We start from the raw sequence: 16,073 nt of genomic DNA, 5'->3' as shown, positions 1-16,073 counted from the left end.
CTGGTTTTGTAATAGAGGTTTTATCGTACATAAAAACGGGCGGAGATTTCTCCCCGCCCGTTGCTGTTCCTGCGTTCGTTACTGGCTTATTTCGCGGCGGCAGCCGCTTCTTTTACCCAGCCGTCGAACTGTTCCTGGTGGGCTTTGATCCAGCCATCCGTCTGCGCGGAGATGTCAGCATCGGAATTTTTACCGGCGTGCATCGCGGCATTCTGCGCATTGATGTCTTTCAGTGGCAGTTTCATGATGGCAAACAGTTTTGCAGCAGCCGGGTTTTTCTCAGCCCAGGCTTTGTTCGCCACGATGTGCATGGTGCTCACCGGGAAACCATAGTTTTTACCGTTTGGCAGTTTGGTATCGGCGTTTTTATCACCCGGCACCACGGAGAACGGTACCTGCATCCACAGTACGTCTTTACCTGGGATCAGCACGTTGCTCACCCAGTACGGCGTCCAGGTGTAATAGAAGATAGGTTTACCTTCTTTGTAACGCGTGATGGTGTCGGCAATCATGGCGGAATAGTTACCCTGATTGTGCGTCACGGTATTTTCCAGACCATAGGCTTTCAGCTGCTCATTGAGCGCAGCTTCACAACCCCAGCCCGGCGTACAACCGGTCAGATCGGCTTTGCCGTCACCGTTGGTATCAAACAGTTTGGCCAGTTTCGGATCTTTCAGCTGTTCGATATTGGTGATGTGATATTTCTCGGCGGTTTTCTTATCGATAAGCCAGCCCTGTGCCGCGCCGGTTACGTATGTCCCTTCGCGGTAAAAGACTTTATCGCCACCGGCGGCTTTGTACATTTCATCATGCAAAGGTGACCAGTTAACGGCGGTGAACGTTGCATCACCGGCAGCCAGCGTGGTGTAGCCGACGTTGTAATCGACCTCACGGGTTGGCTGAACGTCATAGCCCAGTTTTTCCAGTGCTTTGCTGACCAGCTCTGTCTGAAAAGACTCTTCGCTGATGGTGCTCTGAACCGGCGTGACGCTGATGCCTTTACCCGGCAGATCGGCGGCGAAAGTGGTGGCAGTGGCGAGCGTGGTAAGAGCGGCAACCGCCCAGATTCCTGTCTTCTTCATAAATTCCTCGAATTGTTGTTATTCATTATTTTGCGGCAGCGGCGGCTTCTTTGATCCAGCCGTCGAAAGTGGCCTGATGCGCTTTGATCCAGCCGTCAACGTGTTGCTGAATGTCGGCTGAAGAGGATTCCCCTTCATGCATCCGCAGGTTCTGTGCATTCACGTCGCTCAGTGGCAGTTGCATGATGGCGAACAGTTTTGCTGCTGCCGGGTTTTTCTCAGCCCAGGCTTTGTTCGCGACAATGTGCTCGTTATTGACCGGGAAACCGTAGTTTTTGCCGTTAGGCAGCGTGGTATCCATGTCTTTCTGTGAGCCCGGTGTGGCAGAGAACGGCACGGTCAGCCAGACCACGTCTTTGCCGGGTTTCAGTTCGTTGCTCACCCAGTACGGTGTCCAGGTGAAATACAGCACCGGCTTGCCGGATTTATAGCGGGTCAGCGTGTCGGCGATAATGGCCGAATAGTTGCCCTCGTTTTGCGTCACGGTATCGCTCAGGCCATAGGCTTTGATTTGCGTATTCACTACCGCGCCGCACACCCAGCCCGGATTACAACCGGCCATATCGGCTTTTCCGTCACCGTCGGCGTCAAACAGTTTGGCGAGTTTCGGATCTTTCAGCTGCGATAAATCATGAATGTTGTATTTGTCAGCGGTTTTCTTGTCGATCAGATAACCCTGCGCCGCGCCCTTGATGTAAGTGCCCTGACGGTAGAACTTCTGGTCGCCACCGGCTGCGGTGTACATGTCTTTTTGCAGCGGCTCCCAGTTCACGGCCATGTAGGTGGAATCGCCGCTGGCAATCGCGGTGTAGGCGACGTTGTAATCCACTTCGCCGGTTTGCTGAACGTCATAACCGAGTTTTTCCAGCGCGCGGTTGACCAGTTCGGTCTGGAATGTTTCTTCCGCGATGGTGCTTTGCAACGGTTTGACGACCACGCCTTTACCCGGTAAATCGGCAGCGAAAGCGGCAGGTGTTGCTACTGCTAATGCGAGGATGAGTGTTTTGATCGGTGTTTTATTCTGAGTTGTGCGCATGGTGAACCCTTATTCTTGCTGGTGAATACGTAAGAGTGGACTGCGTTTTTTCGCTTTGAGAGTTCCCGGCGGCGAACCGCCGGGAGAAGTGCAGTGCCTGAATCAGGCTTTTTTGGCGAATGGCTTCATCACCAGGCCGACAGGACCGCGGGTGAACCAGCGGTGACCGCCTTTACTGCGGCTGTCGCGACCCATGGACTGCGTCAGACGGTCGAGGATGATGGCGAGGATAACGATACCCGCCCCCCCGACTGAGGCCAGACCCATGTCCAGACGGCCAATACCGCGCAAGACCATCTGACCCAGACCGCCCACGGCGATCATCGAGGCGATAACCACCATCGACAGCGCCAGCATCAGCGTCTGGTTAATACCGGCCATGATGGTCGGCATGGCCAGCGGCAGCTGTACTTTGAACAGCAACTGGCGCGGGCTGGAACCAAACGACTTGGCGGCTTCGATCAGATCTTCCGGCACCTGATTGATACCCAGAATGGTCAGACGCACCACCGGCGGCAGGGCAAAGATGATCGTCACGACCACGCCCGGCACGTTACCGATACCAAACAGCATCACGATCGGCACCAGATACACGAACGCCGGTGTGGTTTGCATGGCATCAAGCAGCGGCCTGATAATTTTCGCCGCCCGCTGACTGCGCGCCAGCCATATTCCGAGCGGAAGGCCTATCAGAATACAGAAGAACAGCGACGTCAGAACCAGCGCCAGCGTCACCATTGCCTGTGACCAGGCACCGATCGCGCCGATCAGGACCAGAGACACCAGCGTGGCGGCACCCATGCCTAACCCCGCCATCTGCCAGGCGATCAGCGCAAACACTAAGATCGCAATCGGTGCAGGCAGCGTTTCCAGACCGTGCTGGAAACCGCTCAGGACGAAATCGACCGGCACGCGGATCCCCTGGAATACTGGACGGAAATTCGTGACCAGCCAGTCGATCCCTTCCGTCACCCAATGGTCGAGCGGGATCAGCGTACTGTGGAACGGATCGAGAATAGAAAAATGCTGATGCTGTTCGGGTGCAACGCTCAGCCAGTCATTGGCCTGTGCTGCGGCGTGGTGCGTGGTATCCGGCGCGCTGGTAGCGGCATCGCTGCCGCCGCCCCAGGGATCGCTGCTGCCCGCATCGGCTGGCGCAGCAGAGGTGGCGGCGTCGGCTTGTGGCGCCACACCGCCGCTGGCGTTATCGGCACTCCACGGATCGATGGACGGATCCAGCGCCTGAGCCTGTGCGGCCTGAGCGTGCTGAGTGACTGAGTTCGTGATATGTGAAGTGCTCATTCGTTACCCCCTTCTTTGTCCAGCGCCTGAAGTAGCATGGCTTTGGAAATAATACCGATATAGTTATTGTCCTCATTGACCACCGGCACGGCGCAAGGCGCAGCGGCGACCAGAGAAATCAGTTCGCTGAGCGGCATGTCTGCCTGCACCGGTGCCGGAGATTCCAGCAGGGCGCTTTCCAGCGGCTGATTAGCTTTCAGCGCGGTTTTCAGGGATTCGATCGACACAACGCCGATGAATTTCTGTCCACGTTCAAGCACATAACCATATTCGCGGTCTTCATCTTCCAGCAGCTTAAGCGCGGCACGGGGACCAAAACCGGGGGTTTTACGAATGAGTGCGCCACGACGGCGCGCAATGTCTTTGGCACTGAATACCTGGCTGATATCCACACCGCGGAAGAAGGTACGGACATAGTCGTTGGCCGGGTTATTCAGAATGTCTTCCGGTGTGCCGACCTGTACCACTTCGCCGCCCTGCATAATGGCGATGCGATCGCCGATGCGCATGGCTTCATCTAAGTCATGAGAAATAAACACGATGGTGCGCTGATGCTGAGCCTGAAGCTTCACCAGCTCATCCTGCATTTCGGTACGGATTAACGGGTCAAGCGCCGAGAAGGCCTCATCCATCAGCAGAATGTCGGGGTTATTGGCCATGGCGCGGGCTAAGCCCACACGCTGACGCATACCGCCGGACAGTTCATCAGGGTAAGAATTAGCATAATTTTCCAGCCCGACCTGACGCAGCGCATCCAGCGCTTTGGCATTACGCTCTTCCACCGGCAGACCGGCGAGCTCCATCCCGAACGCGGTGTTATTCAACACGGTCAGGTGTGGCATCAGCGCAAAGGACTGAAACACCATACTGATTTTGCTTCGGCGCACCTGGCGCAGTTTTGCTTCTGAGATTTTAGCGATGTCTTCGCCGTCGATCAGCACTTCGCCGCGGGTGGGCTCTATCAGACGATTGAGAAGGCGTACCATGGTGGACTTACCGGAACCGGATAACCCCATGATGACGAAAATCTCGCCTTCTTCAATGGCCAGACTGGCATCTTTAACGCCAAGTGACAGACCGGTTTTCTCAAAAATTTCTTCTTTACCCTTGCCTGCGTCGATCATCTTGAAAGCGCGATCCGGGTTTTCGCCAAATACCTTATAAAGATTCTTTACTTCGATTTTAATTGCCATGCAATGTGCATTCCTTGGATATAAATAGCCGTATCGGCTCGATGTCTAGTTTTTCTGTTGGACCGTATAGGATCTTACCTGTAACGAAATAGTGAACGCGTTATACCCTAACACATCGACATTCTGAGACAAGTCTCAATGTTTCCGAGGAATATTCATGATTGTGTTCCTGGTTACCTATTTATCTGTATTTGCAGTGTTTAATTACGGTAAATCCGCATTGACAATTAATGACACATTACCCCGTGCGATGACGGGGGGTTAACCGCTAATTTAACGGCAGTGCATTTTTGCTTTTAATATATTTAATACATTGATTTTACTGGTATTAATATCTTTTGTTTTTGTGGGGTTTTAGGGTGAAATAATTGCGTGATTTATATCAAATTAATGCCGCTCAACCGGTGCGTGTTGACAGGTGTAAATAGAGATTTCAGATTTATGTGAAAGGCGTGAATTTACCGGTTGTCTGAAAGCGACATGCGTTGTGAAATTATCGTCTGAACCAGTGGGGGAGGCGGGAAATTCGCCGGCGATGAGGCCGGCGGTGCGGGGGAAATTGGTCAGGAAAAACCGCCGAAATTCGTCCTCAGGATGCGGATTTTTCCGGGTCTGCTATTTTGCGATACAGCCGCCTCGGGTGGCCGATATTTCCATACTGCATCTCGACGCCGATAAAGCCCATTTCCACGCAATATTCCAGATAACGGCGGCCGGTGGTTTTGCTGATCCCGACCTCTTCCACCACCTGTTCAACAGACCAGCTGACCTCCGGCCTGGCGTTAAATACCCGCTGCACCAGTTCCAGCGTATTGGGCTCGATGCCTTTCGCGGAAGGGGCGGGCGGCGTGTCGCTGGCGGGCAGGTTGAACAACCGGTCCAGCGCACGCTGATCGACTACTTTGACATGGCGCAGCGTTTGTACCAGCTGCATAAAACGTTCAAGCGAGCTGCGCAGGCGATGGAATGACACCGGTTTGATGATGTAATCGAACGCGCCGCTGCGCATGGCCTGGCTACAGGTTTGCATATCGCTGGCGGCGGTAATGAAAATCACCGAGCAGTCGAAGCTTTTCAGTAACGGGCTGTCAATCAGATCCACGCCCTGGCCGTCGGGCAAATAGTTATCCAGCAGGATCAACCGTGGCTGATGCAATCTCAGCTGCGTACGCGCCTGCTCAAGCGTCGAGGCCAGGCCGACCACGCGCAGATTGAAATTTTGTTCGATAAAATCGCGGTGCAGACCAGCAAGGTGCGGTTCATCTTCCACAATCACGACATCGAGTGCGCTGCTGTTATTCATGTTTCTTTCCTGTTGAAGCATCCGACGTCGTCGGGATAAACACTGAAAAAATCGTACCCTGCGGCGTATTGTCTGAGATTTCGATGCTGCCGCCCGCCTGACGGACGTAACTCGCCACCAGATACAGACCGATGCCATGTTCTGCACCGGTCATCTCATCACCGCTCAGCGGCTTGGTGGTGACGCCCTGTTCGAACAAATGCGGCTTGAGGGCGTCGTCCACGCCGCCGCCGCGATCGGCCACCTCAATCAGCAGTTCGTGGTTTCTGTCGGAGATGTACAGCTCCACCGGCACAGCCGCTGTCCCGGCGTTGAGGGTGGCGTCCACGGCGTTGTCCAGCAGATTACCGATAACCGACATCAGCTCGGTTTCACTGATGGCCGCCGGAATGCGCAGTAACTGACAGGCCGGATCGAACGCCAGTTCGACGCCTTTTTCCCGCGCGCTGACGTATTTCCCCAGCAGCAGGCCGCACAGTGCAGGCGACGTAAAGCGCGCCGACACAAAATCCAGCACGGCCTGCGCGCCTTCGGACTGTGCCTGAATGTAGCGCATCGCGTCGTCGTAGCGCTGCATTTGCAGTAAACCGGCCAGCGTCGCGGTCCAGTTAAGCTGTTCATGACGCATGATGCGCAGGTTATCCGCATAGCGTTTCACCTGGCTCAGCTGGCTGCTCAGCGTATTAATGTCATTTTTATCGCGAAAGCTGAATACCCATCCGCTCTCTTTGCCGGGCTCCAGCTCAATCGGAACGCGGTTAACAATCACCTGTCGCTGATTAAGCACGGTAATTTGATCGTGGCGGCTGCTGCTGGCGGGGTTATCTTCCGCGACACCGCTTTGAGTAAAGAATGTCGGCGGCGTTTCAAGCACCTCATCCAGCGGTTTGCCGAGCAGCTGGTTTTCGGGCTGGCGAATATCCAGCAGTTCTCTTGCCGCGCGGTTAATTAAAATCAGCTGCTTCTGGCCGTCAATCGCAAATACACCTTCATACATGGCTTCCAGTAACGCTTTCTGCTGGCGCACCAGCAGCGCAATATCTTTGGGCTCCAGCCAGAACATCTGTTTTTTTACATTGCGGGTAAACACCCACGAAAAAATAAACAGCAGCAGTAAAAGCAGCATGCCGTATAAACCGGCCTGCGCCAGACGGCGGCCATTGATATTGTCGATGTAAGACGTCAGATAACCGACGGAAACAATGCCGATCACCTGTTTACTGGCATTCAGGATCGGCGCCTTGCTGCGTAATGACACGCCAATTCCGCCCTGACGCACCGAAATAATGGTTTTGCCGGCCAGCACTTCTGCGTTATCCCCGCCAATCATCGGCAGATCTATTCGCTCCGGCGATTCGGAATGATAAAGATGTCGCTCGCGCACGTCGCCAATGACGATATAACTGGCATCGCTTTGATCACGCAGCGGCTGAATTAACCGGGCAATGCCCGCGACGTCGCGATCGGCGACTTTCTGCGCCAGCCCCGGCATCAGCGCGATTTCACTGGCCTGAACCCGCGCCCGCTGGCCAAGATCGTGATGCAGTTGCCGGTCGATCACGTGAAATAAAATCGCGCCCAGCAGCGCTAACAGCAGGCACGAAAATAACACCAGAGATAAGAAGAGTTTTACCTGAAAAGGTAATCTGCGTTTCATACAACCTGCCACGGAGAAAGTCACCTGCCACGGGGAAAATCAAAAGCCACATATCGAATAACCCTATCACGGCACAAATGCCATCGTCATCGGGCAACGGCAGAGTTGTGAACGGGCAATTAAATTCGTCTTTATTTCACGCAGTAATTACAGGGTTAATATGGGTTTTTACTACTAATCTGATAATCCTTATAAAGGCCGTCGCATTAACACCATAAAAACCATAACAACCTTAATCCCTGCGGATTTAATTTGAACAAACTCACATCCGCCCTGACGCCCTGTTTTTTATGCTGGCACTCTCAATAAAAAAGTCACGATAAGAAAAGGGCGATGTCATGAGCACAACCGACGATTCCTACATTGTTGTTAAAGAAGACACCAAAAAATCCACAGCCTCCGCCAGACAAAAATGGTGGCATATTTTGGATAACTACAAGATAGGGATTATTCCGCTGCCTTTCTTCCTGCTGGCGGGTGTGCTTATCCTGCTCGATTGCCTCAATGGCAAGCTGCCGAGCGATATCGTCGTGATGGTGGCCACGCTGGCCTTCTTCGGATTTGCCTGCGGCGAGTTTGGCAAACGCCTGCCGGTGGTGGGAAAACTGGGCGCGGCGGCGATCTGCGCCACCTTTATACCTTCAGCGATGGTGCATTACGGCCTGCTGCCGGACGTCGTGGTGGATTCCACGGTGAAATTCTACAAATCCACCAACATTCTCTATCTCTACATTTGCTGCATTATCGTCGGCAGCATCATGAGCATGAACCGTCAGGTGCTGATCCAGGGGTTTATGCGCATATTTGTGCCGATGCTGTGCGGTGAAATCGTCGGGATGCTTGCCGGGATGGCCGTGGGTACGGCGTTAGGGTTACCGCCGGTGCAAACTTTCTTCTTCCTGATCCTGCCGATCATGGCCGGTGGGGTGGGCGAAGGGGCGATCCCGCTGTCGATGGGTTACGCCACTCTATTGCATATGGAGCAAGGCGTGGCGCTGGGCCGTATTCTGCCGATCGTCATGCTGGGCAGCCTGACGGCGATCGTGCTGGCTGGCGTACTTAATCAGATCGGAAAACGGTATCCGCATCTGACCGGCGAAGGCCAGCTGATGCCCTCTAAAAAAGGCCAGATGGGCAGCGGCACCGACGAGTTTGAGGGCAATCCGGGCGTGAATGCGCTGGCCTGCGGTGCGCTGCTGGCGATCTTGTTGTACATGGTGGGCATGCTTGGACAGAAGTGGATCGGCCTGCCCGCGCCGGTCGGCATGTTATTTGCGGCAGTGGTGGTGAAGCTGGCGAACGGGATTTCTCCGACCATTCAGCACGGATCGATGGCGGTTTATAAATTCTTCCGCACCGCCGTGACTTACCCGGTGCTGTTCGCGGTCGGCGTGGCGATCACCCCGTGGCAGGAGCTGATCGACGCTTTTACCGTGCAAAACCTGCTGGTGATCGTCACCACGGTGGTGGCGCTGGTGGCGACCGGCTTTTACGTCGGCAAGAAAATCGGTATGCACCCGATCGATGTGGCGATCGTCTCCTGCTGCCAGAGCGGGCAGGGTGGCACCGGCGATGTGGCGATCCTCACGTCCGGTAACCGCATGACGCTGATGCCGTTCGCGCAAATTGCCACGCGCATCGGCGGGGCGATCAACGTTTCCGTCGGGCTTTTCGTGCTGGCGAAGTTTTTCTCCTGAGCCTTTCTCCGCGCCCTCCTGCGTGAGGGCGTTGTTTCATAGGATAATTTCGGCGAGTCCGATTATGGACTGTTTTTCGGCTGGTTATTTTTCACCTGTCGTTTATTATTTGCGCACTCAACGACGAGTCACCCGCCCCGTTTGCTGGTTTACAGGTAAGGAAGAATAATATTTTTCAGAAAAGACCTCCGACATGTTTCGTTTTAAAACATTTATCTCTGCATTATTAATTTCTTCTCCTTTATTAGTCAGCATGAATTCTTTTGCATTTGATTTGCCAGGTGAATTCAGGGCGATCGGTAACCATCAGTTTGCCGACAATGAACTTTTCAATATAAAAGAATCCGCCGTTTATGACGGAAATACAGGCCGGTCAAAAAACATTAAATCGGCGTTGTTATCTGAATATTCAAACTGGAAAGGCACTCAGTATCACTGGGGCGGCACCACACACCAGGGGGTGGATTGCTCCGCGCTGATGCAGCATATCTTCAATGATTCACTGCACAAGAAATTGCCGCGCACCACGTTTGAACAAATCAGGAATGGCCGGGCAGTCAGTAAAAATAATCTTAAACCTGGCGATTTAGTGTTTTTCAAAACCACGCCGGGGGATCGCCACGTTGGCGTATACATTGGTGAAGATCAATTTATTCATGCTTCCAAAATTGAAGGCGTCACGATTTCTTCACTGGATAATCAGTATTGGGTAGACCATTACGAAACGGCTCGCCGTTTAGAACTCACCGCATAACGCTTTATAAATAACCATAAAAGTTAAAACTGCGGGATATTTATGGTTTCGATTTATATTTCGTAAATGATGAAATAAGTATTTCTAAATTGAAATACGACTATTTTTAGCAGAGAATTATTTAGCGGTTCGTCACTATCTCACTTGTTTAGGATATTTTATGAAGTCAGTTTCAACCCGAAGTATTGCAGGAATGCTCGCTGTTATTGTTATTGCAGGCTCCATGCTTGCAGGATGTGATTATAAATCTACCGGAGACAAAAATATGAAATTCGCAAATATTGAGCAAATCATGATCGACTCAGGCCTGGCGGCTCAGGAAAAAACGCATCTGGAACAGGTGCACCAGAGCCTGCAGGACGGCGCCAAATTAGTGGAAGAGAATTATAAAACGCTGCCACAGGATAAAGTTCCTCAGGCCCGTCAGGCTGATGCTAACGTACTGAATGCACAATGGCAGGCTCAACAAATGGCTGCGCGTAATGCTGTAGTAGCAGAAGTGAAAACGGTCACGGAGCAATACCGTGAAGCGCATAAAATTGATGCAATCATGCCTGTGCAAAGTGCAATGAGTTATTCAAAAGATCTGGATGTGACGGCGGATCTGGTGGCCAAACTGAAAGATGTGAAAATCAAATTTGGTGAAGTGCCGACTATTTCTCATAAAGAAGCTGCACCGGCAACCGCTCAGCCTGCTAAAGAACCCGCTGAAAGCGTGAAATAATCAGCAGCACCCGTTGTTAATAATGTTTTAAATGAAAGCTAAGTGCCCCTAATTAAATGACCCTATATCGGGGGTTTAATTAAGGGCACTTTTTTTTGCCATCTTATTTATCGGAAGATGCCTGCCACAGATTCAGTTGCCCGTCCGCCACATGCTTATCTATCGCCGTCAACTCTTCAGCTGTGAAACGCAAATTTTCCAGCGCTTTCACGTTTTCATCCAGTTGCTCAGGGCGACTGGCCCCGATCAGCACCGACGTCACACGTTCGTCTTTCAGTAACCAGCTCAGCGCCATCTGCGCCATGGTCTGGCCGCGCTGTTGCGCCATCTCATTGAGCAGTTGCAGACTTTTCAGATTGGCTTCGCTGAGCATGTTGGCATTCAGCCCGCGCACTTTATTCCCTTCCACCTGCATCCGCGACCCGTCCGGGATCCCGTTGAGATATTTACCGGTCAGCAGGCCCTGCGCCAGCGGCGTAAACGCGATACAGCCCGCGCCGTTTTGCTCCAGCGTATCCAGCAAACCGCTCTTATCGACCCAGCGGTTGAGCAAATTGTAAGACGGCTGATGAATAAGCAGCGGTACTTTCAGCTCACGTAACAGCTCCGCCATTTTCTGCGTGCGTTCCGGTGAATAAGACGAAATCCCGACATACAGCGCTTTGCCACTTTGCACCGCATACGCCAGCGCGGCGGCGGTTTCTTCCATCGGTGTTTCTTCATCCACACGGTGAGAATAGAAGATATCAACGTAATCCAGCCCCATGCGTTGCAGGCTCTGGTCGAGGCTCGCCAGCAGATATTTGCGCGAACCGCCCGCACCGTAAGGCCCTGGCCACATGTCGTATCCGGCTTTGGTCGAGATGATCAGCTCATCGCGATAAGGGGCAAAATCCTGTTTGAGCAAACGGCCAAAATTCTCTTCGGCGGAACCCGGAGGCGGGCCATAGTTATTGGCTAAATCGAAATGGGTAATGCCTAAATCGAAGGCTTTTTGCAGCAAGGCGCGTTGTGATTCCAGCGGGTTGACGTGGCCGAAGCTATGCCACAGGCCGAGCGAAAGGGCGGGGAGTTTTAAACCGCTCTGACCGCAGCGGCGAAATTGCATGGTTTCATAGCGGGAGGGGGAGGCCGTATAAGGCATGATGTTTCCTTTTTCTGATCGTGTAGGGTTTTGAAACACTGTTTCTATACTAACGCTCAGAAAAATAACGGCAACAGCAGAAAGCGGGGTTTATGTCAGCCCTCCGCGATGAAGGGGAGGGCGAAGACATCAGAAATCCCAGTCCTCATCTTCGGTGTTAACGGCTTTGCCGATCACATAGGAAGAGCCGGATCCTGAGAAGAAATCGTGGTTTTCGTCGGCGTTTGGCGACAATGCGGAAAGGATCGCCGGATTCACATCCGCCATGCTGGCCGGGAACAGGGCTTCGTAGCCGAGGTTCATCAGCGCTTTATTGGCGTTGTAATGCAGGAATTTCTTCACATCCTCGCTCCAGCCTACGCCGTCGTACAGTTCTTCGGTGTAGCGGATCTCGTTGTCGTACAGATCCTGAATCAGATCAAACGCCTGCTCTTTGATCTGACGCTGACGCTCTTCGCTTTCCAGCGCCAGCGCTTTCTGGAATTTATAGCCGATGTAGTAACCGTGAACCGCTTCATCGCGGATGATCAGACGGATCAGATCGGCAGTGTTGGTCAGTTTGGCGCGGCTCGACCAGTACATCGGCAGATAGAAACCGGAATAAAACAGGAAGGATTCGAGGAATACGCTGGCGACTTTCTTCATCAGCGGATCTTCGCCGTCGTAATACGACAAAATGATCGCCGCTTTATTTTGCAGCGCGACGTTTTCTTCGCTCCAGCGGTAGGCCTCATCCACGTCCACGGTGGCGCACAGCGTCGAGAAAATCGAGCTGTAAGAACGCGCATGCACCGCTTCCATAAAGCAGATATTCGAGTAAACCGCCTCTTCGTGTGGCGTCACCGCATCTTTCATCAGCGTCGGCGCGCCGACCACGTTTTGCACGGTATCCAGCAGCGTCAGGCCGGTAAACACACGGATGGTCAGCTGCTTTTCCTGTGCGCTCAGCGTCGCCCAGGACGGAATATCGTTCGACAGCGGCAGTTTTTCCGGCAGCCAGAAGTTGGAGGTCAGACGGTTCCACACTTCCAGATCTTTATCATCCTGAATTTTGTTCCAGTTGATGGCTTTGCTGACTGGCTGCGGTACTAACAATTGTTTTACTGCACTCATTTTATCGTCCTTTCAATCGGTTACAGCGTACAGGAAACGCAGCCCTGAACTTCAGTGCCTGCCAGCGCCATCTGACGCAGCCGAATGTAATAAATGGTTTTGATGCCTTTGCGCCAGGCGTAAATCTGCGCTTTGTTGATGTCGCGCGTGGTGGCGGTATCGCGGAAGAACAGCGTCAGCGACAGCCCCTGATCGACGTGCTGCGTGGCTTCGGCATAGGTATCGATAATTTTTTCCGGCCCGATGTCGTAGGCATCCTGGTAGTAATCCAGATTGTCGTTGGTCATAAACGCCGCCGGATAATAGACACGGCCAATCTTGCCCTCTTTGCGGATTTCCACGCGGGACACAATCGGGTGAATACTCGACGTCGAATTATTGATGTAAGAAATAGAACCGGTCGGCGGCACCGCCTGTAAATTCTGGTTATACAGCCCATGCTGCATCACGGAAGCTTTCAGCGCCGCCCAGTCTGCGGTGGTGGGAAGGGCAATTCCGGCGTCGGCAAACAGTTCGCGCACGCGGTCCGTTTTCGGCTGCCATTTTTCGGCCTGCGCGTCATCGACATATTTGTCGAAATAGGTGCCGCTGGCGTAGGTGGAATCGTTGAAACCTTTAAACGACTGCTGGCGCTCAATGGCGATCTGGTTCGACGCGCGGATCGCATGGAAAGCCACGGCGCAGAAATAGATATTGGTGAAATCCAGACCTTCTTCCGAGCCGTAATAAATACGCTCGCGGCACAGATAACCGTGCAAATTCATCTGACCCAGGCCGATGGCGTGTGAATCCTGATTTCCCTGATCGATAGACGGCACCGAGCGGATGTTACTCATGTCGGACACGGCGGTCAGCGCACGCACGGCCATTTCCACCGTGTTGCCGAAATCCGGTGAATCCATCGCCGAGGCGATATTCAGCGAGCCGAGATTACAGGAGATGTCTTTACCGATTTCCTGATAGGAGAGGTCTTCGCCGTAGATCGTCGGTGAATTCACCTGCAAAATCTCCGAACACAGGTTGCTCATGTTGATGCGACCTTTGATCGGATTGGCACGGTTGACCGTGTCTTCAAACATCATGTACGGATAGCCAGATTCAAACTGAATTTCCGCCAGCACCTGGAAGAATTCACGCGCGTTGATTTTGCTTTTGTGAATGCGTTTGTCATTCACCATCTCGCGGTATTTCTCGCTGATGCTGATTTCAGACATCGGCACGCCATACACTTTTTCGACGTGATACGGCGAGAACAGGTACATATCCTCGTTGTTCTTCGCCAGTTCGAATGTGATGTCCGGAATGACCACACCCAGCGAGAGCGTTTTAATGCGGATTTTTTCGTCGGCGTTTTCACGTTTGGTATCGAGGAAACGCAAAATGTCCGGGTGATGGGCGTTCAGATAGACCGCGCCCGCGCCCTGACGTGCCCCCAGCTGGTTAGCGTAAGAGAACGCATCTTCCAGCATTTTCATGATCGGGATGACGCCGGAAGACTGGTTTTCGATGCGCTTAATCGGCGCGCCCACTTCGCGGATGTTGGTCAGCATAAACGCCACGCCGCCGCCGCGTTTGGACAATTGCAACGCCGAGTTTACCGAACGCCCGATGGATTCCATGTTGTCTTCGATACGCAACAGGAAACAGGACACCAGCTCGCCGCGCTGTTTTTTGCCGCAGTTGAGGAACGTCGGCGTTGCGGGCTGGAAGCGGCCGGAAATGATCTCATCGACAAAATGACCGGCGAGCTGAATGTCGCCGCGCGCCAGCGTCAGCGCCACCATGCATACGCGATCTTCATAACGCTCGAGGTAACGCTTGCCGTCGAACGTTTTCAGCGTGTAGCTGGTGTAATACTTGAATGCGCCCAGAAAGGTCTGGAAGCGGAATTTTTTGGCGTAAGCCTGTTTGAACAACGCTTTAATATCGTCAAATGCGTATTGATCCAGCACCGCGGCTTCGTAATAACCTTCTTCCACCAGATAGCGCAACTTCTCTGCCAGATTATGGAAAAACACGGTGTTTTGATTCACGTGTTGCAGAAAATACTGACGCGCCGCCAGCCGGTCTTTATCGAACTGGATGCGACCTTCGGCATCGAACAGATTGAGCATGGCGTTGAGCGCGTGATAGTCCGGGCTGGAGGTGTCCGCCTCGGTGAGATTCATTTCTGTCGTTGCCAAAATTCAGTAACTCCCTGTGTAACCTTTGCAACGTCTTCCGGCGTACCCAGTAATTCAAAGCGATACAGGTAAGGGACCTGACACTTCTGGGCGATGATGTCACCGGCAATGCAATACGCTGCGCCGAAATTGGTATTCCCGGCGGCGATAACGCCGCGGATGAGTGAACGGTTGTGTTCATCGTTCAGAAAACGGATCACTTGTGTCGGTACCGCGCCTTTGGCCGATCCGCCGCCGTAGCTCGGCACCACTAAAATGTACGGTAAGTCGACACGCAATTTTTCAGGCTGGCGATCTATCGGGATGCGGATCGCCGGCAATCCTGTTCTGCCGACGAAGCGATGGGTGTTTTCTGAACTGCTGGAAAAATAGACCAACGGATTCATCCGCCGGCCCTCAGAACGCGTTCTGAAGCTGGCGCAGGGCGCTGATTTTGTCCGGACGGAAACCGGACCAGTGATCGTCACCGGCGACAATCACCGGAACCTGCTGGTAACCCATGGCGCGAACCTGGCCGAGCGCCTGATCGTCCTGGGTTAAATCGATCACTTCATAGGCAATGCCATGTTTATCTAATGCACGGTAAGTCGCATTGCACTGGACACAGTCTGGTTTACTGTAAATAATAATGCTCATGATTCGTATTTCCATTTGGTAAGAAATCAGAGACAATTTTTGCCTTCCCGCTGTGCGGCTGCTTCAGCCGGGGGAAAGACGCGAGAGTCGGTGCCTTCATGGCGTCCCGATGGATTGAATACTAGATGTGGTAATTAAAATATTCAACCACACAATATGTAGATATTTCAAAAATGCTTATTGCAAAAATGACAAAGCCCGCAGGCAGCGGGCTGGAGAGAGAAAACTTATTTGACCCGATTTGTTGCG

Annotated in this window: 14 protein-coding genes; 3 read left to right on the top strand and 11 right to left on the bottom strand. The window is 52.9% G+C overall.

Annotation, left to right across the window (positions count from 1 at the left end; genetic code table 11):
* Positions 1–86: 86 nt before the first annotated feature.
* The 6 genes from proX (J1779_RS12055) to J1779_RS12030 form a co-directional block, all read right to left on the bottom strand.
* Entirely contained in the window at positions 87–1,082 is a 996-nt protein-coding gene (gene proX, locus J1779_RS12055) for a glycine betaine/L-proline ABC transporter substrate-binding protein ProX (RefSeq protein WP_056782002.1), read from the bottom strand.
* Between the two features lie 25 nt (positions 1,083–1,107).
* Positions 1,108–2,118 carry a glycine betaine/L-proline ABC transporter substrate-binding protein ProX gene (proX, locus tag J1779_RS12050; RefSeq protein WP_056782000.1) on the bottom strand — a complete coding sequence of 337 codons (1,011 nt, stop codon included), beginning with the start codon at positions 2,116–2,118 and terminating at the stop codon, positions 1,108–1,110.
* 102 nt (positions 2,119–2,220) lie between these two features.
* A complete protein-coding gene (gene proW / locus J1779_RS12045) occupies positions 2,221–3,420 on the bottom strand; it encodes a glycine betaine/L-proline ABC transporter permease ProW (protein ID WP_122097062.1) in 1,200 nt (399 codons plus the stop codon).
* Entirely contained in the window at positions 3,417–4,613 is a 1,197-nt protein-coding gene (gene proV / locus J1779_RS12040) for a glycine betaine/L-proline ABC transporter ATP-binding protein ProV (RefSeq protein WP_056781996.1), read from the bottom strand. The genes proW and proV overlap by 4 nt, the downstream gene beginning before the upstream one ends.
* 589 nt (positions 4,614–5,202) lie before the next feature.
* Positions 5,203–5,916 (bottom strand): response regulator, encoded by a 714-nt coding sequence (locus J1779_RS12035; RefSeq protein WP_056781995.1) that lies wholly within the window; start codon positions 5,914–5,916, stop codon positions 5,203–5,205.
* Complete coding sequence (locus J1779_RS12030) at positions 5,909–7,573, bottom strand: ATP-binding protein (RefSeq protein WP_136377427.1); 1,665 nt, start codon at positions 7,571–7,573, stop codon at positions 5,909–5,911. The genes J1779_RS12035 and J1779_RS12030 overlap by 8 nt, the downstream gene beginning before the upstream one ends.
* A 338-nt stretch (positions 7,574–7,911) precedes the next feature.
* Here J1779_RS12030 and J1779_RS12025 point away from each other — a divergent pair, with 338 nt between their 5' ends.
* The 3 genes from J1779_RS12025 (at position 7,912) to J1779_RS12015 (ending at position 10,748) form a co-directional block, all read left to right on the top strand.
* Positions 7,912–9,270 carry a 2-hydroxycarboxylate transporter family protein gene (locus tag J1779_RS12025; protein WP_122097060.1) on the top strand — a complete coding sequence of 453 codons (1,359 nt, stop codon included), beginning with the start codon at positions 7,912–7,914 and terminating at the stop codon, positions 9,268–9,270.
* A gap of 193 nt (positions 9,271–9,463) precedes the next feature.
* Positions 9,464–10,024 (top strand): NlpC/P60 family protein, encoded by a 561-nt coding sequence (locus J1779_RS12020; protein ID WP_056781989.1) that lies wholly within the window; start codon positions 9,464–9,466, stop codon positions 10,022–10,024.
* 265 nt (positions 10,025–10,289) lie between these two features.
* A complete protein-coding gene (locus J1779_RS12015) occupies positions 10,290–10,748 on the top strand; it encodes a hypothetical protein (RefSeq protein ID WP_136374640.1) in 459 nt (152 codons plus the stop codon).
* Between the two features lie 103 nt (positions 10,749–10,851).
* Here J1779_RS12015 and J1779_RS12010 read toward each other — a convergent pair whose 3' ends face one another.
* The 5 genes from J1779_RS12010 to nrdH all read right to left on the bottom strand — a co-directional run bounded on the left by J1779_RS12010 (position 10,852) and on the right by nrdH (position 15,824).
* Positions 10,852–11,892: an aldo/keto reductase gene (locus J1779_RS12010; protein WP_217203867.1), complete on the bottom strand. Its 1,041-nt coding sequence runs from the start codon at positions 11,890–11,892 to the stop codon at positions 10,852–10,854.
* A gap of 129 nt (positions 11,893–12,021) precedes the next feature.
* The gene (gene nrdF, locus J1779_RS12005; RefSeq protein WP_056781984.1) at positions 12,022–13,005 is read right to left on the bottom strand and encodes a class 1b ribonucleoside-diphosphate reductase subunit beta; all 984 of its coding nucleotides are present in this window, start codon (positions 13,003–13,005) and stop codon (positions 12,022–12,024) included.
* A 20-nt stretch (positions 13,006–13,025) separates the two neighbouring features.
* Positions 13,026–15,188 (bottom strand): class 1b ribonucleoside-diphosphate reductase subunit alpha, encoded by a 2,163-nt coding sequence (gene nrdE, locus J1779_RS12000; RefSeq protein WP_056781982.1) that lies wholly within the window; start codon positions 15,186–15,188, stop codon positions 13,026–13,028.
* Positions 15,170–15,574: a class Ib ribonucleoside-diphosphate reductase assembly flavoprotein NrdI gene (gene nrdI, locus J1779_RS11995; protein WP_056781980.1), complete on the bottom strand. Its 405-nt coding sequence runs from the start codon at positions 15,572–15,574 to the stop codon at positions 15,170–15,172. Before nrdI ends, nrdE begins: the two co-directional genes overlap by 19 nt.
* A 10-nt stretch (positions 15,575–15,584) precedes the next feature.
* A complete protein-coding gene (nrdH, locus tag J1779_RS11990; protein WP_056781978.1) occupies positions 15,585–15,824 on the bottom strand; it encodes a glutaredoxin-like protein NrdH in 240 nt (79 codons plus the stop codon).
* Between the last annotated feature and the right edge of the window lie 249 nt (positions 15,825–16,073).

It is taken from the genome of Rahnella rivi (genome assembly GCF_019049655.1).
Taxonomy (GTDB): domain Bacteria; phylum Pseudomonadota; class Gammaproteobacteria; order Enterobacterales; family Enterobacteriaceae; genus Rahnella; species Rahnella rivi.
The sequence above is the reverse complement of the archived record's forward strand: the minus strand, read 5'-3'. Positions and strand labels throughout refer to the sequence as shown.

What these genes read in the sequence shown, in the direction of transcription:
- proX (WP_056782002.1), bottom strand. Translation starts at nt 1,082, where the DNA reads ATGAAGAAGACAGGAATCTGGGCGGTTGCCGCTCTTACCACGCTCGCC.
- proX (WP_056782000.1), bottom strand. Translation starts at nt 2,118, where the DNA reads ATGCGCACAACTCAGAATAAAACACCGATCAAAACACTCATCCTCGCA.
- proW (WP_122097062.1), bottom strand. Translation starts at nt 3,420, where the DNA reads ATGAGCACTTCACATATCACGAACTCAGTCACTCAGCACGCTCAGGCC.
- proV (WP_056781996.1), bottom strand. Translation starts at nt 4,613, where the DNA reads ATGGCAATTAAAATCGAAGTAAAGAATCTTTATAAGGTATTTGGCGAA.
- J1779_RS12035 (WP_056781995.1), bottom strand. Translation starts at nt 5,916, where the DNA reads ATGAATAACAGCAGCGCACTCGATGTCGTGATTGTGGAAGATGAACCG.
- J1779_RS12030 (WP_136377427.1), bottom strand. Translation starts at nt 7,573, where the DNA reads ATGAAACGCAGATTACCTTTTCAGGTAAAACTCTTCTTATCTCTGGTG.
- J1779_RS12025 (WP_122097060.1), top strand. Translation starts at nt 7,912, where the DNA reads ATGAGCACAACCGACGATTCCTACATTGTTGTTAAAGAAGACACCAAA.
- J1779_RS12020 (WP_056781989.1), top strand. Translation starts at nt 9,464, where the DNA reads ATGTTTCGTTTTAAAACATTTATCTCTGCATTATTAATTTCTTCTCCT.
- J1779_RS12015 (WP_136374640.1), top strand. Translation starts at nt 10,290, where the DNA reads ATGAAATTCGCAAATATTGAGCAAATCATGATCGACTCAGGCCTGGCG.
- J1779_RS12010 (WP_217203867.1), bottom strand. Translation starts at nt 11,892, where the DNA reads ATGCCTTATACGGCCTCCCCCTCCCGCTATGAAACCATGCAATTTCGC.
- nrdF (WP_056781984.1), bottom strand. Translation starts at nt 13,005, where the DNA reads ATGAGTGCAGTAAAACAATTGTTAGTACCGCAGCCAGTCAGCAAAGCC.
- nrdI (WP_056781980.1), bottom strand. Translation starts at nt 15,574, where the DNA reads ATGAATCCGTTGGTCTATTTTTCCAGCAGTTCAGAAAACACCCATCGC.
- nrdH (WP_056781978.1), bottom strand. Translation starts at nt 15,824, where the DNA reads ATGAGCATTATTATTTACAGTAAACCAGACTGTGTCCAGTGCAATGCG.